Raw genomic sequence first — 22,670 nt, forward strand, 5'->3', positions numbered from 1 at the left:
CCCTCTCTTCGTCACGCGCCGGGTTGTGAGACCCGGCGCCTTCGGGTAGGCTAGCCCCCCTTTTTATTCAGGAGTCTGGCGCCCATGTTGATCGGATTTACTCACTGTCCCTCCGACCATGCGTCGGGTGGTGAGACCCGGCACCTTCGGGTAGGCCAGCCCTCCGTTCTGACTCTGGAGTCTGGCAAACATGTTCATCGGATTTGATTACGGTACCTCCAACTGTGCCGTGGCCGTGATGGAACAAGGTAGCCCCAGGCTGCTCAATCTCGGCGCATCCCGCTATCTCCCCTCCACCCTGCACGCCCCCCACCGGGATGCCATCGCCGGTCTGTTGGCCGAAGGGCTGGCACCGGCCCAGCAGGCGGAATACCTCAAGCTGCGTGGCCCTGTGGTCACCCGTGCCCAGATGGTTCGCCGCCAGATGCGCGAAGAGGGGCTGATCGACGAGCTGAGCTTCGGCGGTGCCGCGCTGGAGCGCTATCTGGAAGAGCCGGACGACGGTTACTACATCAAGTCGCCGAAATCCTTCCTCGGTGCCTATGGCCTCAAGGTACCCCAGATCGCCCTGTTTGAAGACATCGTCTGTGCCATGATGCTCCACGTCCGCCAGCAGGCGGAGCAGCAGCTCGGCGCCCCGATCCGCCAAGCGGTAATTGGTCGTCCGGTCAACTTCCAGGGGCTGGCAGGGGAAGAGAGCAACAGCCAAGCCATCGCCATCCTGACCGAGGCGGCACGTCTGGCCGGTTTCGAGCAGGTGGAGTTCCTCTATGAACCGGTGGCCGCCGGGTTTGAATTCGAGGCGCGCCTCACCGAAGACGCCGTGGTGCTGGTGGTGGATATCGGTGGCGGTACCACCGACTGCTCCATGCTGCGAATGGGCCCCAGCTACCGCGATCAACTGGATCGCAGCGGCGATCTGCTCGGCCACAGCGGCCAGCGGATCGGCGGCAACGACTTCGATATCCGCCTGACGGTGGAGGGGATGATGCCGCTGCTCGGCATGCACGAGACCCTCAAGACCGGCAAGCCACTGCCCCACCCGCTGTTCTGGGATGCGGCCGCCATCAACGACGTCAGTGCCCAGAGCCGCTTCTACAGTCTCGACACCGCCCGCCAGCTGCAGGATCTGCAGCTCGACAGCCAGCCCGGCAGCAAGCTGGGGCGTCTGGCCAACCTGCGGGCCCACAAGCTGAGCCACCAGCTGGTGTGGCGCGCCGAGCAGGGCAAGATCGCCCTCTCGGAGCAGGAGCTTAATCGCCAGTCGCTGGCCGAGCTGGAAAAAGGGCTGGAAGCGGAGCTGACCCGCGACCAGCTGGCCAACGCCTCGGCCCTGCTGCTGGAGAAGATTGGCGAGCTGATGGACGAAGCGATTGCCGCCGCCGGTGTGCAGCCTGATCGCATCTTCGTCACCGGCGGTAGCGCCCGCTCGCCGCTGATCGCCCGCTTTATCCGCCAGAAGCTCCCCTCCATCCCGCTCGAGGGGGGCGATGACTTCGGCTCGGTAGCCGCCGGTCTCGCCCGTTATGCCGAACGGTTGTTCGCCAACTGAGCCCTGAAATAGCGCAAAGCGCCCCATCACTCCCCGTTCGAGGGGGTGATGACGTCGGTTCAATTGCCACAGATCTGGCCCGTTATGCCGAGCGTCTGTTCGCCAACTGAGCCCTGAGATAGCGCAAACTGGTGGCAACATCACCAAGGTGTTGCCATTAAGCGACAGTGGTGCGGGACAAGGGGCGACAGAAGCGGTCGGTCATCCCCTCTCGCACCCTGCTCTCGTATGCTCAAAAGGGGTATTCTTGACGCTCCCCCAACCGGAGCCCCCTCATGCCCAGATTGCCCTTTCTGCTGATCCCCCTGCTACTGCTCGCTGGCTGCAGCTCGACCGCCTTTGTTCAGCAAGATCTGCAACATCACCACTGGGTACTGAGCAAACTGGATGGCGAACCGGTCGCCGCCTTACGCGACAATCCCCCCGATTTCGAGATCGGCGAGCACTTCACCGTCAACGGCATCGCCGGTTGCAACCGCTACTTCGGTCAGGGCCATCTGGAAGATGACAAGTTGTGGGTCACCAGTCTGGGTAGCACCGAAATGGCCTGCATGCCGCCGCTGGACACCATCGAACAGGCCGTGCTGACCACGCTGACCGAGGGAGCCACCCTGAGTGGCACCAGCCAGACCCTGATCCTGCAGGGTAAACAGCACCGTTTGGAATACACCTTGCGCGACTGGGTGCTCTAGCGCCAGCAATCCCCATCACAAAGCCGCATCACAAACAGGAACATGTTGTCCGGCTGTGGCACAATATGAGGCAGAGTTCGCAATGGAGGCTGCCTCAGCCATGTCGATGGATCGCCTGTTTGACAAGATCAAACAACTCCCCACTATTCCCAAGCTGCTGCACGAGTTGATGCAGAGCTTCAACGACGAGAATGCCCGCATCGACGAGATTGCGGCCAAGATCGCCATGGATCAGGTGATCAGCGTCAAGGTGCTGCGGATGGCCAACTCGGCCGCCCTGCGCCGGGGCAACGAAGTGACCTCCATCGAACAGGCGGTGATCCGGCTCGGCTTCAACCGGCTGCGCTCCGTGGTGGTCGCGTCCGGCATCATCGGCAGCTTCAAGGCCCCGCCCAGCTTCGACAAGAACAAGTTCTGGACCGAGACCTTCCAGGTCGCCACCATAGCCAGGACCCTGGCCCAGGAGACCAAGGCACTCGATCCCGAGACCGCCTTCACCTGTGCCCTGATCCACAACATCGGTGAACTGCTCATCCAGAGCACCCTGCCGGAAGAGGCGGAGCTCATCAATCTGGCGATCCAGAACGGCAGCAGCCGGGTCGAGGCCCAGCGGGAGATGCTGGGCTACGACTATGCCCAGCTCGGTGCCGAGCTGGCGCGGCGCTGGAACCTCTCCGAGGCCTTCGTCGATGCCATCTCCCAGCAGCTTGACCCGCTCTCCCACGATCCGGTCAGCAAGGAGGCGGTGCTGATCCGCCTCGCCGTGTTTATCTCCTTCGCCTGGAATGCGGGAGTGCCTGCCCAGGCCATCATCGCCCGCTTCCCCAAACCGCTCGCCGACCAGTTGGGACTGGATCCCAAGTCGCTGGCAGGCCAGCTCGAAACGCTCCACGAACAGGGTAACGCCCTCGCCGATCTTCTGACTCAATAAGCATCATGACCCATCCGTTTCTGTTTCATCCCCAGGTGGCGCCCTGGTTCAAAGAGAGCGCCGACGCACTGCAACTGACCCTGTTCAGCGAACTGGACGCCCCGATCCGCGAGGTGTGGCTACGCCACGAGCCGGATAACGAGGAGTACCTGATCCCGATGACGGCGGTCTCGACCCGCGACCGGCTGCAGGTGTGGCAAGCTACCCTGCCACTTGGCAAGGGGCAGGATATCCACCTCTATTGCTTCAAGTGCCTCACCGACGAGGCGCAGTGGTGGCTACACGGGGCCGGTGTCAGCCCCGCCATGCCGCCACGGGAGCAGCATTTTCGCTTCAACAGCCTGCACCAGCCACCGGCCTGGGTGCAGGATCAGGTGTTCTACCAGATCTTCCCCGACCGCTTCTGCAACGGCGATCCGTCGCTGAGCGTCAAGCATCACGAGTACGAGTACCGCGGCAAGGCGGTGATCAGCAAGGCGTGGGGTGAGCCGGTCAGCCGCCACGAAGAGGGCCACGGCGCCTGCGAATTTTACGGCGGCGATCTGGCTGGCATCGATGCCAAGCTGCACTACCTGCAGTCTCTCGGGGTGACGGCGCTCTACCTCAACCCCATCTTCGATTCGCCGAGCAACCACAAGTACGACACCCAGGACTACTTCAAGGTGGATGCCCACCTCGGCAGCAACGAACAGTTCGCCGAGCTGACCCGCAACCTGCACCAGCGCGGCATGAAGATCATTCTCGATGCGGTGGTCAACCACACCTCGACCCAGCACCCCTGGTTCTGCCCGCCGCTGGGGGCCAACAGCAACCCGGACTCCCCGTGGCGCAGCTTCTACACCTATGATAACGAAGGGGATTACGTCAGCTGGAAGGGCATTCGCAGCCTGCCCAAGCTTGACTTCTCCTGCGAGAAGGTGCAGGACGCCGTCTATCGGGCCGACGACGCCATCCTCCGCTACTGGATGCGCGCCCCCTATCAGATCGATGGCTGGCGTTTTGACGTCATCCACATGCTGGGGGAGCGCGGCACCGCCGAGGGTAACCGTAGCCATGTGCGTGCCATTCGCGGGGCGGTGAAGCAGGAGAACCCGGACGCCTACGTGCTCGGTGAACACTTCTTCGAGGCAAGTCAGTGGCTGCAAGGGGATCAGGAGGATGGCGCCATGAACTACTACGGCTTCGCCCACCCGATCCGCGCCTTCCTGGCGGGGCAGGATATCGCCTACCACCCCATCAAGATCAGCGCCGAAGAGCTGGATCGCTGGCTCAAGCTGGCGCGGGCCCATATCCCGTTCAAGAACCAGCTGGCCCAGTTCAACCTGCTGGACAGTCACGACACAGCCCGCTTCCTCCACCTGCTGGGTGAAGACAAACAGCGGATGCAGCTGGCCGCCACCCTGCTGCTCACCTATATCGGCGTGCCGTCCATCTACTACGGCGATGAAGTAGGGCTCTCCGGCGGCAACGACCCGGACTGCCGCCGCTGCTTCCCGTGGGATACCACAGACTGGGATCACGTGCTGCACGACCACTATCGCCGCCTGATCCAGATCCGCCGCCAGCGCCCCTCCCTGCGCCGTGGCGACATCCAGACCCTCTATGCCGGGCCCCACAGCTATGTGTTCGCCCGCACCCTGCAAAGCGATCAGGTTGTGGTGGCCTGCAACCGTCATCCGAGCGAGCTACGCACCATCAGCCTGCCTCTGTGGCAGACCGCCAGCCCCGCCAGCCGCTTCACCGACGCCTTCAACGGCGAGAAGTTCGAAGTGGTACAGGGCGAGGTGCAGCTCACCATCCCCGCCAACTCGGCCAGGGTGCTGATCTCCAGCTAAGCGGGCGACTGACGCGCTGAAAAAAAACCGGATCCCAAGGCTCCGGTTTTTTTATTCCGTTCAATCCACCATGGCGTCTGGCCCCTTGCCCGCCGCCATCAGTAGTTGATGCTGACGTAGGGCACTTCCGGCACCTGCCAGCGCTGCTTGAGGTAGACGGTCAGCACGAAGAAGAAGTTGGCCAGCAGGTTGGCGAAGCGATAGAGAATGGGATCGAAGACCACCCCGCTCTCTTCCAGCCGCACCAGCAGCCGCACCACCTTCTTGCTGCCACAGCGGCACAGATGGAGGGTGGGGATGGGCTGCGGCCCCTGCGGCAGCACGAAACCGGTGACGCTGCCGCGACTCGCCTCGTTGTAGTAGTCATAACGGGCCTTGAGCCACTCAAGATCTGCATCGAAAATCCCCAGCTTGCCGCGCACCGAGCCGTTGAGGTTGTAGATAAGCCGCTGCAGCGCCGCGAGATCCGCCAGCATGGGTTCGGTATCGGCATCCGGTACAAGGTGTGACAGCACGGCTCCGACCTGACAGCAGAGCTCGTCGGTGGCGATTTCAAAATCACATTTGAGCGAGGTTTCGAAGATAAAGGGGTAGCAGAGCTCGCGCTTGTCTCTTGGCTTCTTGGGGTTCATGGGGCAACCGGATGGGAGAAAAGGCCAGTTTGCCAGCACCGGGAAGGGCTGGCAAACGGCAGGTTATGGCTTGGGTTGCACGCTGGCGGCTCAGGCGCTCTTGCCAGCAGGCTCGGTGGACGGTTGGAACTGGCTGATCATCCGCAGCGCCTCCAGCATCCGCTGGTTGAAGCTGGTGAAGCGATCGACCTGTACCGGGTCCTCTTCCCCTCTTGCGGCCAACACGGCCGGGGTCAGCGCCTGTTGCTGGGAGGGTGGCAGCAGGCTATCCGCCTGTTTCTGCACCTGATCCAGCTTGGGCAGATAGTCGGCAAACGGCTTGATCAGATCCTGCAGGGAGTGCGCCCCCTGATAGGTCTGGCTCAGCTTGACGCTCTGCTTGAGCTTGAGGGAGTAGGAGGCCAGCTGACTGTCATCCAGTTTCAGCTCGCCCGCCTTGTCCAGCAGATCCTCGAAGTTGCCGGAGAAGAAGTTCCCCGCCAGCTCGTCGATCCCTTTGACCAACTTGCCGATGGACTCCATCTCGTCGCTGCTGAGATCCCCCTCCAGCGAGAAGCTGAAGCTCTGGCTTGACTTGAGGCTGAACTGGCTGCCGCTCTCGCTGCTCTGGGACTTGGTCTGCCAGCTATCGTTGAATCGCAGCACCACCTTGTCGCCATCCTTGGTCTGGATCTCCAGATACCCCTGCTGGCGACTGGCCATCTCGGCCTGTCCCATGTCGGTCGGAGAAACCTTGCCGAAGAACTCCTTCTCGAACTCCTCGAGCCCTTTCTGGATCAGCTTGTAGCTCTGATCGATACCAGTTTTGATATCGTCGTTGTCGGTCGCCCACTTGCCGAGCTGCTTCTTCGCCTCCTCAAAGCCCTTGTCGACCCCCTTGCGGGCCTGCTCCATCATCCCGGTCAGGTCGTCGTCGGATTTGCCATCGGCGCGCGCGGCACCGAGCCGCCCGGTCACGAACTGCAGCACGTTGTCCGCCACCGACTGGAAGTCGAACAGGGTCTCCGGGGTGATCTCCTCAGGTTCTTTCACCTTCGGAGCCTGATAGCCCTGGCCGTTGATCTCCAGCGAGAACTGCAATGCCTGCTGGATCAGCACCTGCGCCCACTTGGGCGGCTTGTGCAAGGAGACCGCCTCCTCGCTCTTGACCTGTTTCTGCTCCGCCTGTTGGGGCGATTTGGGAGAAACACCCACTCCCTTGGGTTGGGCTGCGCCCACGCCTTCGATCTGCATAATGTGTCCTCCCACCATGCCTGTAGATCAGCTATCGGCCTGACTGAACACTTCTTGACCACAAAATGCTGGACAATCTGCGGCTGGCTTTTAAAATCGGGCCCCTTTGGGTGGCCTGTTGCCTTCCCCCGATTTCGACCCGGCCCGGCCGGTGTGCATGTGAGGTATTTATGACCCAATCCCAACAGCCTTCCGCGAACGCTCCGGCGCCTAGAACCGCGGCCGACTATCAGGCCCAACTCGACGAAAAGCGCGCTCGCCTCACCGAGCTGTTTGCCGGCTTCACCCTCCCGGCGCTGGAAGTGCACAGCTCACCGGCGGAGTATTACCGGATGCGCGCCGAATTTCGCATCTGGCACGAAGGGGATGACCTCTTCCACTGCATGTATGCCCCGGCGACCAAAGAGATCATCAAGATAGACCACTTCCCTACCGCCAGCCGCCTCATCAACCAGTTGATGCCGCTGCTGCTGGAGGGGCTGCGCCCACACCCGGTGCTGCGCCGCAAGCTGTTCCAGATCGACTACCTCTCCACCCAGTCCGGCCAGATCATTGTCAGCCTGCTCTATCACCGCAAGCTGGAGGCCGAATGGCAACAGGCCGCCGAAGCGCTGCAGGCCGATCTGCGCGCCAAGGGGTTCGAGCTGCAACTGATTGGCCGCGCCCACAAGCAGAAGATCTGTCTGGGGGATGACTTCGTCATCGAACAGCTCAACGTGGCGGGTCGCCAGCTCATCTACAAGCAGGTGGAGAACAGCTTCACCCAGCCCAACGCCGCCATCAACGAGCAGATGCTGGCCTGGGCGCTGGATGTGACCAAGGGGAGCGAAGGGGACCTGCTGGAGCTCTATTGCGGCAACGGCAACTTCTCCATCGCGCTGGCGCAGAACTTCCGCAAGGTGCTGGCCACCGAAATCGCCAAGCCGAGCGTCGACTCCGCCCAGTTCAACATCGCCGCCAACGGCGTCGACAACCTGATCATCCTGCGTATGTCGGCCGAGGAGTTCACCATGGCGATGCGTGGTGAACGGGAGTTCAACCGCCTCAAGGGGATCGATCTCAAGAGCTACCAGTGCAACACCATCTTCGTCGACCCGCCCCGCGCCGGTCTCGACGATGCCACCGTCAAGCTGGTGCAGGAGTACGACAACATCCTCTACATCTCCTGCAACCCCGAGACACTGCAGGCCAACATGGCCGTGCTGGGCGAAACCCACGAAATCGCCCGTTTCGCCCTGTTCGACCAGTTCCCCTGGACCCATCACATGGAAGCCGGGGTCTATCTGCGCCGCAAGGCCGGTTGATTCAGGCAGACAGGAAAACAACAACAGGGCCGGATGGCCCTGTTTTGTTATTGACTGAACACCGGCCTCACTCCAACCGGAAGTGGCCCACGATCTCCCGCAGCCGGTCGTAGGTCTGCCCCATCGCCGCAGAGCTGGCGACCGTCGCTTCGCCATTGTGGGTCAGCTGGCGGATCACCTCGGCGATGGCGCTCATGTTGCGATTGATCTCTTCGGCCACCGCGCTCTGCTGCTCCGCCGCCGTGGCGATATGGCTGATGAGATCGTTGATCTCCACCACTTCTCCCGCCATCAGATCCAGCGACTCGTTGACCTTGGTGGTGTTCTCGGCCGCCCCCTGACAGCTCTGCTTGGTGTTGCCCATGGCCTCCACCACCGTCCGAGTGCCGCGCTGCAGGCTGGCCAGCATGGTCTGGATCTCGGCCGTGCTCTTCTGGGTGCGGGCCGCGAGGGAACGCACCTCGTCCGCCACTACCGCAAAGCCGCGGCCCTGCTCACCGGCGCGGGCCGCTTCGATGGCGGCGTTGAGCGCCAGCAGGTTGGTCTGTTCGGCAATGCTGCCTATCACCCCCAGCACAGAGCCAATCTGCTGCACATCCTGCTGCATCGCCTCGATGGAGCGGGCGGTCTCCTCCACCTCGTCCACCAGCGCCATCACGCTGGCCATCGCCTGATCCACCACCTGACGGGACTGGCTCGCCAGCTGCTGGCTCTGACCGGTAAGCTGGGCGGTGCTGGCCGCACTCTCGGAGACGGAAACCGCGGTGCGGCTCATCTCGTTGATGGCGGTCACCACCTGCTCGGTCTCGCGCACATGGTCCGCCAGCAGGGACTGGGCGGCGCCGGTCTGGTTGGCCAACCCCTCGATGCCGCTGTTGAGCTGGCCGCTTGCCTGCCTCACCTCCCCCATCATCTCCTGCAACCGTTCGATAAAGCGGTTGATACCGGCCGAGATCTGACCGAGGTCATCCTTGCTGGTCACCGCCAGCCGGCGAGTGAGATCACCGCTGCCACGGGAGAGCTCCAGCACCAGATCCCGCAACGAGACAATGGGTCGATAGGCCACGTTGAGCGCCAGCATCGCCAACACCATCACCACGATCGCCACACCGAACAGCGCCATGATGATCTGGCCATTGAGTGACCGGGTCATGGCACGGATGTAGTCAAGATCGATATAGCCGGTCAGGGTCCAGCTGCTGCCGCGGATATCCAGCTGGTTGGGGCGCGCTTCGCTCTCCCCCTGCGGCTTGCTGTCATAGAGGCTGTTGCCCTGACTGTCGGCCAGCGAGAAGTAACGGCCCTCGCCACTCATCTTCTCCAGCAGGCTTTTGAACTCGCTCATGTCGAGGTAGTAGAGATAGGCGGAATCGGCGCCGCGCGGCACCAGAATGGTGATGACCGGCTTGCCATCCACCTGTTGCAGCGAGCTGACGGTGATCTGGTTGTTGGCGGCGGAGATCAGCTTGCGCAGCGCATCGACCCTGGCGCTGTCGTTGATGACCCCGCTCACGTCGAATGCCATGTCGCCGATCACCTTGACGATGTTGTGAAAGCCGGTCTCTTGCAGGGTCTTCTTGACGTTGGTCACCCCGAAGTTGAGGTTGGCGGCCAACAGGATTTTCTGATTGATGTCGCTGGCCAGCTTCTCTTTGACCAGGGTGATCTGCTCGTTGATGTTGTGGGTAGCCTGAGTGCGAATGTAGCCACTGATGAAGTGATTCACGCTGAGCCCGGCGGTGCCGATGGTGACCAGAATGGCCAGTAGCAGCAAGAGGTAAATCTTGACCTTGAATGGCATGGGTTCCCTCCAGAAGAGAGGGCTGGCAGCGCCAACCCTCTCTGCCAATCGTTATTTCTTCTTGGCGTACTTCATGGAATCCAGTGCCACCGCCAGAATGATGATGCCGCCCTTGATGATGAACTGCCAGTAAGGGCTGACCCCGATATAGGTCAAACCATAGTTGATCAGGGTGAAAATGAGTACGCCGGTGATCACACCCGCAACCGTCCCCACCCCGCCAGCAAACGACACGCCGCCCACCACGCACGCCGCAATGGCATCCAGCTCGTACATGAAGCCGAGGTTGTTGGTGGCGCTACCGATACGGCCCGCTTCCAGCATGCCGCCGAAGGCGTAGAAGACCCCTGCCAGCGCATAGATCATCACCAGATTGACCGCCACGTTGACGCCGGAGACCTTGGCCGCCTCTGGGTTGCCACCGATGGCGAAGATGTTTTTGCCAAAGCGGGTCTTGTTCCACAGCACCCAGACAAAGACGCTGGCGATGGCGGCATAGAAGGTGAGATACGAGAGCTTGAATCCTCCTATCCGGATAAACCCTTGGGCAAAGCTGGAGAAGCGGGGATCAAACCCGGCCACCGGCGAGGCCCCGACCGAGTCAAAGTAAAGGGAGTTGATACCGTAGACGATGATCATGGTGCCCAGGGTGGTAATGAACGGGGTGACGTTCAGATAGGCGACGATCAGACCGTTGACCAGACCAATCAGCGCCCCCACCACACACACCAGCAGGATCACCACCGGAATAGGCACCTCCCCCAGTGTCGGAAACACCTTGTTGACGTTGGTCAGCGCCTGCAACATGGTTGCCGCGATGAGTGCCGCCAGACCGACCTGACGACCGGCCGAGAGATCCGTCCCCTGGGTGATGATGATGCCCGCCACCCCCAGCGCGATGATGACCCGCACCGAGGACTGGGTCAGGATGTTGCTGAAGTTGGTGAGGCTCAGGAAGGATGGCTCCTGGATCACGATGACCATGAGCAGCACCAGCAGCACCAGATAGATGGCGTTTTCCTTGAGCGCCTGCATCAGATTGAAATTTTTAGCCGACTCCATAAATGTCTTCCTGTCTCTAGAGGTACAGAGATGCCAGGCGCAGTATCTCGCTCTGGTCAGTTTCTTTGGTATTGACAATCCCGGCGACCCGGCCGTTGCTCATCACCATGATGCGGTCGGTGATCCCCAGCAATTCCGGCATCTCTGACGAGATGATGATGATCCCTTTGTCCTTCTTCGCCAGCTCCAGGATGAGCTGGTAGATCTCGAACTTGGCCCCGACGTCGATGCCGCGGGTGGGCTCGTCGAGCATCAGGATCTCCGGCTGGGTCAGCAGCCAGCGACCGATGATCACCTTCTGCTGGTTGCCCCCGGAGAGGGAACCGATCTGGGTCTGCTGGGTCGGCGTCTTAACCCGCATGGAGTCGATGACCCACTGGGTGTCGCTCTTCATCTTGTTGTCGCTGAGCAGCCCCATGGAGCCTTTGTAGCTGTCCATGTTGGCGATCAGGGAGTTGAAGGCGATATCGAGCCGCGAATAGATGCCGGTGGAGCGGCGCTCTTCCGTCACCAGCGCAAAGCCGTTGCGAATCGCTTCGTGGGCGTTGTGGTTGGCCACCTCTTTGCCGTGCAGCTTGATGCTGCCCTGGCTTCGATCGCGAATACCGAACAGGGTCTCGACGATATCGGTGCGCTTGGCCCCCACCAGTCCGGCAATGCCGAGGATCTCCCCCTTGTGCAGGTTGAAGGTCACATCCTGAATGGAGGGCTGATTCTTCGCCGTCAGATGCTCGATCTCGAGGATCACCTCTTTCGGCTGGTTGGTTTTTTCCGGGAAGCGCTGGGTCAGTTCACGGCCGACCATCATCCCGATGATCTGATCCATGGTCATGCCCTTGAGCGGCTGGGTTGCCACCCACTGGCCATCCCGCAATATGGTGATCTCGTCACAGAGCTGGAAGATCTCCTCCATCTTGTGGGAGATGTAGACGATGCCGCACCCCTTCTCCTTCAACTTGTTGATGATCTTGAAGAGGTGGTTCACCTCTTTCTCGGTCAGGGAGGAGGTGGGTTCGTCCATGATGACGATCTTGGCGTCGTAGGAGAACGCCTTGGCGATCTCGATCATCTGCATCTGGGAAACCGACAGGGTCGCCACCTTGACCCGCGGGTCGATGTCGATGTCGAGCTCATCGAAGATGCGCTTGGTGTCGTCATACATCTTGCCGTGGTCGATAAACCACCCTCTGGTGGGGTAGCGACCGAGCCACATGTTATCCATCACGGAGCGCTGCAACACCAGGTTGAGCTCCTGATGCACCATGGATACGCCATTTTCCAGCGCCTCTTTCGAGGAGGTGAAGTTGATCTCCTGCCCCTTGAAGAAGATCTTGCCCTGATCCTTCTCGTAAATGCCGAACAGGCACTTGAGCAGGGTGGATTTCCCCGCTCCGTTCTCGCCCATCAACGCATGCACAGAATGAGGACGGACCCGTAAATTGACATTATCGAGTGCCTTGACGCCGGGAAAGCTCTTACTGACGTCAATCATCTCCAACAGCCATTCTGATTGTTGCTGTGTTGTCATATCAGCCATCACATCTGGTTGAAAAAAGGGCAAGGGGATCTCCCTTGCCCTGGAGGGGGAATTACTCGAATTGGGACAGGTTGTCTTTATCCACACCGACGTAGGCAACGCGCACTACCTTGTTGTCGATCTTCCAGCTGGTACCTTCACCGGCCGGTTTGCCTTCAGCCAGGTTCTTGGTCAACTCGAAGGTGGCTTTGGCCTGGTTGGCCGCATCGTTCAGCACGGTACCGGCCATGGCACCGCTCTTGACCATGGCCAGCGCTTCCGGCAGCGCATCGACGCCGAATACCGGGATATTGCTCTTGCCCTGGGCTTTCAGTGACTCGACCGCGCCCATTGCCATGCCATCGTTGTTGGCGATGACCACTTCGATCTTGTTGGCGTTGGGGCCGGAGATCCAGGCGTCCATCTTGTCTTTCGCCATGGCGGTATCCCACATACCGGTATCCATGTGCAGCTGATCAGTCTTGACGCCGCCATCGTTCAGGGTCTTGATCACGTAGGAGGTACGGGCTTCCGCATCCGGGTGGCCCGGCTCCCCTTTCAGCAGCACGAACTGGATCACGCCATCCTTGTTCAGATCCCACTCCGGATGGGCTTTCCAGTGTTTGGCAATCAGCTGACCCTGGATGATCCCTGACTCCTTGGAGTCGGTACCCACGTAGTAGGCCTTGTCATAGCTGGCCAGATCGGTAGCGCTCGGCTCCTTGTTGTAGAAGACCACCGGGATATCTTCACCACGAGCCTTCTCGATCACCACCGGCGCCGCTGCCGGGTCAACCAGGTTGATGGCCAGCGCCTTCACCCCTTTGGCCAGCAGCACATCGATCTGGTCGTTCTGCTTGGACTGGTCGTTCTGGGAGTCGTTCATCAGCAGCTCCACACCCGGAGTGGCCGCCGCCTCCTTCTCGATGGCCTTGCGCACTACCGCCATGAAGTTGTCATCGTATTTGTAGACGGTCACCCCGATACGGGTGTCAGCCTGGGCATTGGCGCCAGCCATCATGCCCATCAGCAGGGCGGCAACGGTCGTCAGTTTTTTCATTGTGTGTGCTCCGATGTATCTATCTGTTTGTTTGTAGGGTGGCGAGCAATTGAGCAAGCGCCAGTCAATGTAATCAGTTTGTTGTCATTTCTTCTGTGATCATGACGACAAAATGAAAACGATTACACTCTGTTACATTGAAAGTTTTATTTTATTTATCAATGACATAAAAATTAAATCCGAATGCGAGACTCAAACAATTCCACTGCATAGAGGCTAGTCGTTATCGCTCTGTTGTCAAAACGGTCCGACTGATTCAACCGAGCGTGCAACCCCAGCGGTAACGGCGCCCCAGCAACTGATACTCGGGACGCACGCTCTGGCTCCAGGAGTCATCGCCACCTACCCCCATGTGGGCGCCATCGAGACAGACCCACAGCCCCTCTTCGGCCACCAGATCGCTCTGGTGACGAGCAGCGGCCAGCTGTTGCTGACTGAAGCGGCTGGCACTGAAATGGAAGGTGCCGCTCACCGTCGTGCTGCCCAGCTGCAGCTGACGGGTATCGCAGCGCAAGCCGTTGTCGCTCGGGAAAATGTAAGGGGTGTGCATCGCCTCCAGCGGCAAACTCCAGCGCCCCAGATCGGCGCCCAGCAGGCGATCCGGATAGTTCTCGTGAGGGCCTCGACCCAGCCATTCGGCTCGCGCCGGCACCTCGGCCAGATGGAGCAGCAGACCGATCCGCGGCAGCGACGGCAACGCCTGCGCCAGCTCGGTCTCTATCTCCAGGCTCATGGTGCCGTCGTCGGCAAAGCGGTGATGCCAGTGACTCACCAGCAACAGCTCATCGTGGTGGACGTAACCGTGACTGACCCGGATATCCGCTCCGGCGACCGCGATCCCCAAACAGCGGTGTTGCCACTGACCGAGACCACAGCCCTGCCAGCGAGCAATCCAGGAGCCAGGATCGGCGTGATCCGCTTCGCTGGTGCCGATGTCGTTGTCCAGCGGCGCGCGGTAGAAGTGATCCATGATCGGCGCCAACAGCTGTTCCTGCCCCGATTTTTGCCAACTGGTGATGCGGCCGCTCAGCTTGTCGAGCCACCACTGGCTGTTTGCGGCAGTGATCCGCCAGCCATCCGGCTGCTCGCTCAGGGTGGCGGCGGCGGCAGGAGCAGGCAGGGCAAGGGGGGTCGGCAGGGTGAACTGCTGACGGGCGACCTTGTGATCCGCCTGCGACCAGAGGGTGGCCTGTGGCTGAACGATGGCCAGATCGAGCCAGGCCAGTGAGCCTGCCGCAAAGGGGGGCAACGCCTCGCTCAGGGTCAACTCGACTACCCCTTGCGGCGCCAGCTCAAGGAAGATCTCCCCCTGCTGCTGCACATGGCCGTTCTCGCACAGCTGCCAGCAAAGCCGCTCGTTATCGGTTTCCCGGAACAGGTATTCGCTCTCGATCCACACCCGCAGCGGGGTGTGCTCAAGCAGGGTGAAGCGGAACGGCTGCTGGGCGCGCTTCGCCTCGCACAGGGCGGGATGGGGGGTGCGATCCGGGAACAGCAGACCGTTGCAGCAGAACTGACGATCGTTTTGCACATCACCGAAGTCGCCGCCATAGCCCCAGTAGTGGCGGCCATCGGCGGTGTATTTGTCGAGCCCCTGATCGACCCAATCCCAGACAAACCCGCCTTGCAGACGTGGATGATCGCGAAACGCCTGCCAGTAGTGGGCATAGCCCCCCAGACTGTTGCCCATGGCGTGGGCATATTCGCAGAGGATCAGCGGCCGGTGCTCGCCGGGCAGGCCGATCCACTTGGCCAGCGCCCACTTGGGCACCGCCGGGAAGGGTTGATCCTGATGGGTTCTGGCATACATGGGGCAGATGATGTCAGTGGCCGGGGTATCAGCCCCGCCCCCCTCATACTGCACCGGACGGCTCGGGTCGCTGCGCTTGATCCAGCCATACATGGCATCGTGGGCCGGGCCGTAACCCGACTCGTTGCCCAGCGACCAGATGATGATCGAGGGATGGTTGAAATCCCGCGCCACCATGCGGGTCGCCCGCTCCAGAAAGGCGTTGCTCCAGGCGGGATCCCGCGCCAGCCGCCCCATGGGGGTCATGCCGTGAGTCTCCAGATTCGCCTCGTCCACCACATAGAGGCCGAGCCGGTCGCAGAGGCGATAGAAGTCGGGATGGTTGGGATAGTGGGAACAGCGCACCGCATTGAAATTGTGCCGCTTCATCAGCAGCAGATCCCGCTCCATGGTGGCGCGATCGATGGCATAACCCTTGGCGGGATGGTGTTCATGACGGTTGGCACCGCGAACAAGCAGCGGCTGACCGTTGACCCGCAGCAGGCCGCCACGGATCTCCACCACCCGAAAGCCCACATCGCACGCCTCGCTCTCGATGGCCTGGCCCTGCTCATCCAGCAAGGTCAGGGTCAGTCGATAGAGATGGGGCGTCTCGGCGCTCCACTTGCGCGGCGCAGCCACATCGAACCACAGTTCGGTGCGATCGTCATAAGCCCCTTTTTCGTCAATGACTTGGGTGCCGATCGGCTGGCGCAGGGTCGCGACCCGCTCGCCGCCGTCATAGAGATTGGCCTCCACCGACAGACCGGCCGCATTAGCCGCCTGCAGTGCAATCTTGAGACGGCTATCCCGATAACAGGCATCCAGCTCGGGAGTCACCCGCATATCCATCAGATGGCGGGCCGGTTTGTGCAGCAGGCTGACGGAGCGGAAGATCCCCGACAGCCACCACATATCCTGATCTTCCAGATAGGAACCGTCAGACCAGCGCAGCACCAGCACCGCCAACCGGTTGCAACCGGCGTGCAGGTACGAGGTCAGATCGAACTCGGCGGGCAGGCGGCTGTCCTGGGAGTAGCCGACCCAGCGGCCGTTGCAGAACAGGTGGAAGGCGCTGCTCACCCCGTCAAAGATGATCCGGCTCTGGCCGCTGACCAGCCAGTCGGCGGGCAGATCGAACTCGCGAGAGTAGCAACCGGTGGGGTTCTCTGCCGGCACCCGGGGCGGATCGCAGGGAAAGGGGTATTTGATATTGGTGTAGATGGGGCCATCGGTGAGCGGCCGCTCAGACGGATAGGCGGCATCCAGCTGCCAGTTGCCCGGCACGGTAATGGGTGTGGCATCCACCAGATCCTGCGCCAACCAGCTCTCGGGCACCCGCTCGGGGGCGGCAAAGAAGGAGAAGCGCCACTCGCCATCAAGCAAGAGACGGGAGGAAGAGGCCAGATCACCTCTGGCATCCGCTTCGCTGCGCCAGCTGAACATGGGGGTATGGGCAGCCAGCCGGTTTACCGACGTAATGGCCTGAGTCTGCCAATCCTGACGCGCCACTATCTCCCTGAGCATTCACTCTCTCCCTGCTGATTGGAAAACGTATTCAGTCTAGAGAAGTATGACGCAGGGAACGGCGATCTCGCTCACACAGATGTAAACGATTACACTGAATTTGTTAAGTAAAGCGGAGTAAAAATGATTAAAAATAGGTAAAACAATAATTGTGCAAGAAACGGCCCCGAACAGGGCCGCAAAAGGGGGCTATCCGGCCCGAACCGGTGCAACCGAGTGGCGATTGATCAGGGTGGGGGTATAGATCCGGCTCTGGGTCGCTTCACTCTCCCCCGCCGCCAGCTGAATAGCCAGCTTGGCCGCCTGGGCCGCCATCAGCTCGATGGGATAGCGCATGGTGGAGAGCTTGGGCCTCAGGTATCTGGCATAGATGATGTCATCGAAACCCACCACCGAGACCTCCTCCGGCACTCGCAGGCCGTTGTCCGCCAGCACGGAGATGGCGCCAGCCGCCATGGCATCGTTATAGGCAACCACGGCGGTCACCTTGAGCCCCTTGGCCAGCAAGTTGAGCATGGCACGATCGCCCCCCTCCTCGTTCGGCGTGCCGCTCTCGATAAGCTCGGGATCGGCTGCCAGCCCAGCCTCCATCAACCCATCCTGATAACCCTGCAGGCGCAAGGTGGCATCCTCGATGGCGTGATCCGAGCTGATAAAGGCGATATGGCGGTGGCCCAGCTCGATCAGATGACGGGTCGCCGTGGCGGCACCCAGCCGGTTGTTGAGGGCGATGCAGCGCCCTCTGAGGGCCGGAATATCGCGGTTGATCAGCACCATACCGGGCACCCGCATGGCGTAATCGCACAATTCTTCGTCGCTCAGCGCCTTGCTGTGCACCACCAGCGCCTCGCAACGCTTGCCGATCAGCAGCTCGATCGCTTCACGCTCCTGACGCGCCTTGTGAAAACCGTTGCCCATCAGCAGGTGGAGGTTCTGCTCGACGGCGATGCCGGAGACCCCCTTCACCAGTGCACCGAAGAAGGGATCCGCCACGTCACCTACCACGACGCCCATGGTGTCACAGGTCTGGCTGACCAGAGCCCGCGCGTTGGCGTTGGGGGTGTAGCCCAGTTCGGCCATGGCCTTCTGCACCACTTCGCGAGACGCGGCGCTGGCCTTGGGGGAGTTGTTCATCACCCGTGAAACCGTTGCCACCGACACATTGGCCAAACGGGCGACATCCTTGATGGTGCTCATGCTGTTTTCACTTCTTTCACTGTGCAATAGAGCGCCATTATACCCAGCAAACCCATTGAAAACAGGGGTGAAATAAATATCTGCTGTCAGGATAATCACAAAAACAGTGTAATCGTTTACACTGTTTTGCAAGCAAGCTCACAGTTTGGTCGCCACACCCTCGGCTAGACTCCTTCCAGACACTTTTTCAGTGGAGAGCAAGATGAACGTTCTGGTCACCGGCGGCTGCGGATATATCGGCAGCCACACCTGTCTGGCCCTGCAAGCGGCAGGCATGAATCCCGTGGTGGTCGACAACCTCGGCAACAGCAAGCGCAGCGTGCTGGCCCGAGTCGCCGCCATCAGCGGCCAGCAACCCGTGTTCTATCAAGGGGATATTCGCGATGCAGCCCTGCTGGACCGGATCTTTGCCGAACAGCAGATCGATGCGGTGATCCACTTTGCCGCCCTCAAAGCGGTCGGTGAATCGACCCGCATTCCACTGGATTATTACGAGAACAACCTCGGTGGCACCCTCACCCTGCTGCAGGCGATGAAACGGGCTGGCGTGCACAATCTGGTGTTCAGCTCCTCGGCGACCGTCTACGGCGATCCGGCCAGCCTGCCGATCCTCGAGGATTTCCCCCGCAGCGCCACCAACCCCTACGGGCGATCCAAGCTGATCATTGAGGAGATCCTCGAGGATCTGCAGCTGGCCGAGCCGCACTGGAGCATGACCCTGCTGCGCTACTTCAATCCGGTCGGCGCCCACGAATCGGGCACCATGGGTGAAGATCCGCAAGGTATCCCCAACAACCTGATGCCCTATATCACCCAGGTGGCCATCGGCCGTCGCGACTGCCTCTCGGTCTTTGGAAACGATTACCCCACCCCGGACGGCACCGGCGTACGCGACTACATCCACGTGATGGATCTCGCCGAGGGGCACGTCAAGGCGTTGCAACACTGCGCTGGCAAGGGTGGCGTGCACACCTACAACCTGGGTACCGGTCAGGGCCAGAGCGTGTTGCAGCTGGTCGCCGCCTTCTCTGCTGCCTGTGGCAAGCCGCTGCCATTTCGCATCGAACCGCGCCGCCCGGGCGACATCGCCGCCTGCTGGGCCGATCCGGCCAAGGCCGAGCGTGAACTGGGCTGGCAGGCGACCCGCGACATCGACGCCATGTGCGCCGACAGCTGGCGCTGGCAATCCGCCAATCCGAACGGTTACGAGGAGTAGGCCTGCCTGCTCCCCGTTAATAAACGACTTTAATTTTCCATATTTTATTCAGGAGAGATGATGTTCAACCCCGTCGATCATCCCCATCGCCGCTTCAACCCGCTGACCGGCCAGTATGTGCTGGTCTCACCCCACCGGGCCAAACGCCCCTGGCAGGGGCAGGTGGAGAAGGTGAGTCAGGCCCCCAAACAGGCCCACGATCCCGATTGCTTCCTCTGCGCTGGCAACACCCGGGTCACCGGTGACATCAACCCCGACTATCAGGGCACCTTCGTCTTTACTAACGACTTCGCCGCCCTGATGCAGGACACCCCGGCCGCCGACAATGCAGGCGATCCCCTGCTGAAGCTGGAAGCCGCCCGTGGCACCAGCCGGGTCATCTGCTTCTCGCCGGATCACGGCAAGACCCTGCCCGAGCTGCCGCTACCCGCCATCGAGGGGGTGATCACCACCTGGATGGATCAGGTCGCCGAGCTGTCAGCCCAGTGGGAGTGGGTGCAGGTATTTGAAAACAAAGGGGCCGTCATGGGTTGCTCCAACCCGCACCCCCACGGCCAGATCTGGGGCAGCGACTTCCTGCCCAACGAGATCGCCCGTGAGGAGCAGCACCAGCGCGACTGGCTGGCCGAGCACGGCCGCCCCATGCTGCTGGAGTATGTGGAGCGGGAGCTGGCGGATCGCTCGCGCATCGTGGTGGAGACCGAACACTGGCTTGCCGTGGTTCCCTTCTGGGCCGCCTGGCCGTTCGAAACCCTGCTGCTGCCCAAGGCGCACGTCCCCTCCATGCTGAACCTGACCCAGGCCCAGCAACAGGATCTGGCGGTGGCGCTCAAGGAGCTCACCAGCCGCTACGACAACCTGTTCGAGTGCAGCTTCCCCTACTCCATGGGCTGGCACTTTGCACCGCCCAAGTCGGAGTGCCCCGAGGCGTGGCAGTTGCACGCCCACTTCTATCCGCCCCTGCTGCGCTCCGCCACCGTGCGCAAATTCATGGTCGGCTTCGAGATGCTGGCAGAGACCCAGCGTGACCTCACTCCCGAACAAGCAGCCGAACGGTTGCGTGCCCTGAGCCCCATTCACTACACCCAGACCAGCCACACCAATGAGGAGGCCCTATGACCCCCAGCCAACGCGTCAGCACCGTTTTTGCCGAGCAATTTGCCAAAGCGCCCGATCTGCTGGTGCGCGCCCCCGGTCGCGTCAACCTCATCGGTGAACATACCGACTACAACGACGGCTTCGTGCTGCCCTGCGCCATCGACTACGAGACCTGCGTCGCCATCGGCCTGCGCGATGACCAGCAAGTGCAGGTGATCGCCGCCGACTACGACAACCAGCGCGACCAGTTCGACCTCGGCCAGCCCATCGAGCACCACGCCGACCAGCGCTGGAGCGACTACATCCGCGGCGTAGTGAAATATCTGCAAGAACGTGGTTATGCCCTGCGCGGCCTCGATCTGGTGGTCTCCGGCAACGTGCCGCAGGGAGCGGGGCTCTCCTCCTCCGCCTCACTGGAAGTGGCTATCGGTCAGGCCTTCAAGGAGGCGCTGGGGCTCGACATCAGCCAGGCCGAGATCGCCCTCAACGGTCAGCAGGCGGAGAACAAGTTCGTTGGCTGCAACTGCGGCATCATGGATCAGATGATCTCCGCCAGCGGCAAAACCGATCACGCCCTGCTGCTCGACTGCCGTTCGCTGGAGACCCGTCTCATCCCCATGCCGGCGGATCTGGCGGTGCTGATCGTCAACTCCAACGTGCGCCGCGGTCTGGTGGACAGCGAATACAACACCCGCCGTCAGCAGTGCGAGGCCGCCGCTCGTCACTATGGGGTCAAGGCGCTGCGCGACCTCGATCTGACCGGACTGGAAGCGGGCAAGGCCGGGCTGGATGATGCTTGCTACCGCCGTGCCCGCCACATCGTCGGTGAAAACGCCCGCACCCTGGCGGCCGCCGATGCGCTGGCGAGCCACGATCTGACCCGCCTCGGCGAGCTGATGGCCCAGTCGCACGCCGCCATGCGCGATGACTTCGAGATCACCGTGCCCGCCATCGACGGTCTGGTAGATATCATCAAGGCCAACATCGGAACTGATGGCGGCGTGCGGATGACCGGCGGCGGCTTCGGCGGCTGCGTGGTCGCCCTGCTGCGCCCGGAGAAGGTGGCCGAGGTGATCGCCGCGGTCGAGGCAGAGTATCCGGCCATCTCCGGCCTCAAGGCTGACTGCTACGTCTGCCGTGCCAGCGCGGGGGCGGGAAAACTATGAGCCCATTTATGATGCAGGCCGACGGCTACGTCTGCCGGATCGGCAACACAGGTGCAGGCAAGTTATGAGCAGCACCATGATCCCTTTCGAGCTGGAAAACGAGGAGGGGCTGCGCCTGCGCGGCCTCGATTTCGGCGCCACCCTCACCTCCCTCACCCTGCCGGTAGCGGGTCAGCGTCGTGAAGTGCTGCTGGGCTGTGCCGACGAGGCCTATCCCACCCAGCAGGTGTGGCTGGGTGCGGTGGCGGGCCGCTTTGCCAACCGCATCGGTGGCGCCGAGCTGGTGCGCGATGGCCAGCGCTGGCCGCTGGATGCCAATCAGGCACCCAACTGTCTGCACGGCGGGCTGACAGGCTTTCATCGCCAGCGCTGGCAAATCAGGGAGCTGGAGGCAGATCGGGTCAAGCTGGTATTGCTCTCCCGAGCAGGGGATCAGGGCTTTCCCGGCAATCTGCGGGTGACGCTGGAGTATCGGCTGGAGCAGAGCGATCTGGTGATCGATTTTGTCGCCAGCACAGATGCGCCGACCCCAGTCAGCCTCACCAGCCACGCCTACTTCAATCTCGATGGGCAAACCGATGGCGGCGATGTGCGCAATCACCTCATCAGCCTTAACGCCGATAACTTCCTGCCCACCGATCCGAGCGGTTTGCCGATTGCCATCACCCCGGTGGAGGGGTCGTTCGATCTGCGCCACGAGCGCCTGATTGGCCAGGATTGGCTGAGCCATCCCCAGCAGCAACAGGCCAAGGGGTACGATCACGCGTTTGTGCTCAACGGCCCGGCTGCCGAGTGTGCAGCACGGGTGGTCTCGGGGGATCGCCAGCTGGCGATGGAGGTCTACACCAACCAGCCCTCACTGCAGTTTTACACCGGCAACTGGCTGGCCAACACCCCGAACCGTAGCGGCCTGTCGCACCAGGATCACGACGGCTTCTGTCTTGAGGCGCAACAGCTGCCGGACAGCCCCAATCGCCCCGAACTGGGCACCCCCTGGCTGCTGCCGGGCGAGCGTTATCACCACCAGACCCGCTACCGTTTTATCCGCGACTGACTTAA

The 22,670-nt window shown here is 61.6% G+C and carries 17 protein-coding genes; 9 read left to right on the plus strand and 8 right to left on the minus strand.

The window, feature by feature from the left end; genetic code table 11:
• Window positions 1–190 precede the first annotated feature (190 nt).
• The 4 genes from yegD (at window position 191) to malZ (ending at window position 5,010) form a co-directional block, all read left to right on the plus strand.
• On the plus strand, window positions 191–1,552 hold the full coding sequence (yegD, locus tag BN1115_RS06465; protein WP_042656539.1) for a molecular chaperone: 1,362 nt from the start codon (window positions 191–193) through the stop codon (window positions 1,550–1,552).
• Between the two features lie 275 nt (window positions 1,553–1,827).
• Complete coding sequence (locus BN1115_RS06470; RefSeq protein WP_042656540.1) at window positions 1,828–2,244, plus strand: META domain-containing protein; 417 nt, start codon at window positions 1,828–1,830, stop codon at window positions 2,242–2,244.
• An 82-nt stretch (window positions 2,245–2,326) separates the two neighbouring features.
• On the plus strand, window positions 2,327–3,175 hold the full coding sequence (locus BN1115_RS06475; RefSeq protein ID WP_042059510.1) for an HDOD domain-containing protein: 849 nt from the start codon (window positions 2,327–2,329) through the stop codon (window positions 3,173–3,175).
• Window positions 3,176–3,180: 5 nt separating this feature from the next.
• Window positions 3,181–5,010 carry a maltodextrin glucosidase gene (malZ, locus tag BN1115_RS06480; protein WP_042656541.1) on the plus strand — a complete coding sequence of 610 codons (1,830 nt, stop codon included), beginning with the start codon at window positions 3,181–3,183 and terminating at the stop codon, window positions 5,008–5,010.
• A gap of 98 nt (window positions 5,011–5,108) precedes the next feature.
• Here the strand turns inward: malZ and BN1115_RS06485 are convergent, their stop codons facing one another.
• Together BN1115_RS06485 and BN1115_RS06490 are read right to left on the minus strand one after the other, a co-directional pair.
• Window positions 5,109–5,642: an ATP--cob(I)alamin adenosyltransferase gene (locus tag BN1115_RS06485; RefSeq protein ID WP_042656542.1), complete on the minus strand. Its 534-nt coding sequence runs from the start codon at window positions 5,640–5,642 to the stop codon at window positions 5,109–5,111.
• A gap of 90 nt (window positions 5,643–5,732) precedes the next feature.
• Entirely contained in the window at window positions 5,733–6,875 is a 1,143-nt protein-coding gene (locus tag BN1115_RS06490; protein WP_042656543.1) for a DUF5610 domain-containing protein, read from the minus strand.
• A 170-nt stretch (window positions 6,876–7,045) separates the two neighbouring features.
• Between BN1115_RS06490 and trmA the strand changes: the two genes are divergently transcribed.
• Entirely contained in the window at window positions 7,046–8,179 is a 1,134-nt protein-coding gene (trmA, locus tag BN1115_RS06495) for a tRNA (uridine(54)-C5)-methyltransferase TrmA (RefSeq protein ID WP_042656544.1), read from the plus strand.
• 67 nt (window positions 8,180–8,246) lie between these two features.
• Here the strand turns inward: trmA and BN1115_RS06500 are convergent, their stop codons facing one another.
• The 6 genes from BN1115_RS06500 to BN1115_RS06525 form a co-directional block, all read right to left on the minus strand.
• Window positions 8,247–9,980 carry a methyl-accepting chemotaxis protein gene (locus tag BN1115_RS06500; protein ID WP_042656545.1) on the minus strand — a complete coding sequence of 578 codons (1,734 nt, stop codon included), beginning with the start codon at window positions 9,978–9,980 and terminating at the stop codon, window positions 8,247–8,249.
• A gap of 51 nt (window positions 9,981–10,031) precedes the next feature.
• Window positions 10,032–11,042 (minus strand): galactose/methyl galactoside ABC transporter permease MglC, encoded by a 1,011-nt coding sequence (gene mglC / locus BN1115_RS06505; protein ID WP_033136342.1) that lies wholly within the window; start codon window positions 11,040–11,042, stop codon window positions 10,032–10,034.
• 16 nt (window positions 11,043–11,058) lie between these two features.
• Window positions 11,059–12,579 (minus strand): galactose/methyl galactoside ABC transporter ATP-binding protein MglA, encoded by a 1,521-nt coding sequence (gene mglA / locus BN1115_RS06510; protein WP_042059543.1) that lies wholly within the window; start codon window positions 12,577–12,579, stop codon window positions 11,059–11,061.
• Between the two features lie 52 nt (window positions 12,580–12,631).
• Window positions 12,632–13,618, minus strand: coding sequence for a galactose/glucose ABC transporter substrate-binding protein MglB (gene mglB / locus BN1115_RS06515; protein ID WP_042656546.1), 987 nt, complete (start codon window positions 13,616–13,618; stop codon window positions 12,632–12,634).
• 256 nt (window positions 13,619–13,874) lie between these two features.
• Complete coding sequence (locus BN1115_RS06520; protein ID WP_042656547.1) at window positions 13,875–16,934, minus strand: beta-galactosidase; 3,060 nt, start codon at window positions 16,932–16,934, stop codon at window positions 13,875–13,877.
• A gap of 189 nt (window positions 16,935–17,123) precedes the next feature.
• Window positions 17,124–18,131 carry a substrate-binding domain-containing protein gene (locus BN1115_RS06525; RefSeq protein ID WP_042656548.1) on the minus strand — a complete coding sequence of 336 codons (1,008 nt, stop codon included), beginning with the start codon at window positions 18,129–18,131 and terminating at the stop codon, window positions 17,124–17,126.
• Between the two features lie 202 nt (window positions 18,132–18,333).
• Between BN1115_RS06525 and galE the strand changes: the two genes are divergently transcribed.
• From galE to galM, 4 genes are all read left to right on the plus strand, one after another.
• Window positions 18,334–19,347 (plus strand): UDP-glucose 4-epimerase GalE, encoded by a 1,014-nt coding sequence (gene galE / locus BN1115_RS06530; protein WP_042656549.1) that lies wholly within the window; start codon window positions 18,334–18,336, stop codon window positions 19,345–19,347.
• Between the two features lie 60 nt (window positions 19,348–19,407).
• Window positions 19,408–20,466 (plus strand): UDP-glucose--hexose-1-phosphate uridylyltransferase, encoded by a 1,059-nt coding sequence (locus BN1115_RS06535; protein ID WP_042656550.1) that lies wholly within the window; start codon window positions 19,408–19,410, stop codon window positions 20,464–20,466.
• Window positions 20,463–21,611 carry a galactokinase gene (galK, locus tag BN1115_RS06540; protein WP_042656551.1) on the plus strand — a complete coding sequence of 383 codons (1,149 nt, stop codon included), beginning with the start codon at window positions 20,463–20,465 and terminating at the stop codon, window positions 21,609–21,611. The genes BN1115_RS06535 and galK overlap by 4 nt, the downstream gene beginning before the upstream one ends.
• Window positions 21,612–21,675: 64 nt before the next feature.
• The gene (gene galM, locus BN1115_RS06545) at window positions 21,676–22,665 is read left to right on the plus strand and encodes a galactose-1-epimerase (RefSeq protein WP_042656552.1); all 990 of its coding nucleotides are present in this window, start codon (window positions 21,676–21,678) and stop codon (window positions 22,663–22,665) included.
• Window positions 22,666–22,670 lie beyond the last annotated feature (5 nt).

This window comes from Aeromonas allosaccharophila (genome assembly GCF_000819685.1).
GTDB classification, from domain to species: Bacteria; Pseudomonadota; Gammaproteobacteria; order Enterobacterales; family Aeromonadaceae; genus Aeromonas; species Aeromonas allosaccharophila.

What these genes read in the sequence shown, in the direction of transcription:
- yegD (WP_042656539.1), top strand. Translation starts at nt 191, where the DNA reads ATGTTCATCGGATTTGATTACGGTACCTCCAACTGTGCCGTGGCCGTG.
- BN1115_RS06490 (WP_042656543.1), bottom strand. Translation starts at nt 6,875, where the DNA reads ATGCAGATCGAAGGCGTGGGCGCAGCCCAACCCAAGGGAGTGGGTGTT.
- BN1115_RS06525 (WP_042656548.1), bottom strand. Translation starts at nt 18,131, where the DNA reads ATGAGCACCATCAAGGATGTCGCCCGTTTGGCCAATGTGTCGGTGGCA.
- trmA (WP_042656544.1), top strand. Translation starts at nt 7,046, where the DNA reads ATGACCCAATCCCAACAGCCTTCCGCGAACGCTCCGGCGCCTAGAACC.
- BN1115_RS06485 (WP_042656542.1), bottom strand. Translation starts at nt 5,642, where the DNA reads ATGAACCCCAAGAAGCCAAGAGACAAGCGCGAGCTCTGCTACCCCTTT.
- mglC (WP_033136342.1), bottom strand. Translation starts at nt 11,042, where the DNA reads ATGGAGTCGGCTAAAAATTTCAATCTGATGCAGGCGCTCAAGGAAAAC.
- malZ (WP_042656541.1), top strand. Translation starts at nt 3,181, where the DNA reads ATGACCCATCCGTTTCTGTTTCATCCCCAGGTGGCGCCCTGGTTCAAA.
- BN1115_RS06475 (WP_042059510.1), top strand. Translation starts at nt 2,327, where the DNA reads ATGGAGGCTGCCTCAGCCATGTCGATGGATCGCCTGTTTGACAAGATC.
- galM (WP_042656552.1), top strand. Translation starts at nt 21,676, where the DNA reads ATGAGCAGCACCATGATCCCTTTCGAGCTGGAAAACGAGGAGGGGCTG.
- galE (WP_042656549.1), top strand. Translation starts at nt 18,334, where the DNA reads ATGAACGTTCTGGTCACCGGCGGCTGCGGATATATCGGCAGCCACACC.
- BN1115_RS06470 (WP_042656540.1), top strand. Translation starts at nt 1,828, where the DNA reads ATGCCCAGATTGCCCTTTCTGCTGATCCCCCTGCTACTGCTCGCTGGC.
- mglB (WP_042656546.1), bottom strand. Translation starts at nt 13,618, where the DNA reads ATGAAAAAACTGACGACCGTTGCCGCCCTGCTGATGGGCATGATGGCT.
- galK (WP_042656551.1), top strand. Translation starts at nt 20,463, where the DNA reads ATGACCCCCAGCCAACGCGTCAGCACCGTTTTTGCCGAGCAATTTGCC.
- BN1115_RS06500 (WP_042656545.1), bottom strand. Translation starts at nt 9,980, where the DNA reads ATGCCATTCAAGGTCAAGATTTACCTCTTGCTGCTACTGGCCATTCTG.
- mglA (WP_042059543.1), bottom strand. Translation starts at nt 12,579, where the DNA reads ATGGCTGATATGACAACACAGCAACAATCAGAATGGCTGTTGGAGATG.
- BN1115_RS06520 (WP_042656547.1), bottom strand. Translation starts at nt 16,934, where the DNA reads ATGCTCAGGGAGATAGTGGCGCGTCAGGATTGGCAGACTCAGGCCATT.
- BN1115_RS06535 (WP_042656550.1), top strand. Translation starts at nt 19,408, where the DNA reads ATGTTCAACCCCGTCGATCATCCCCATCGCCGCTTCAACCCGCTGACC.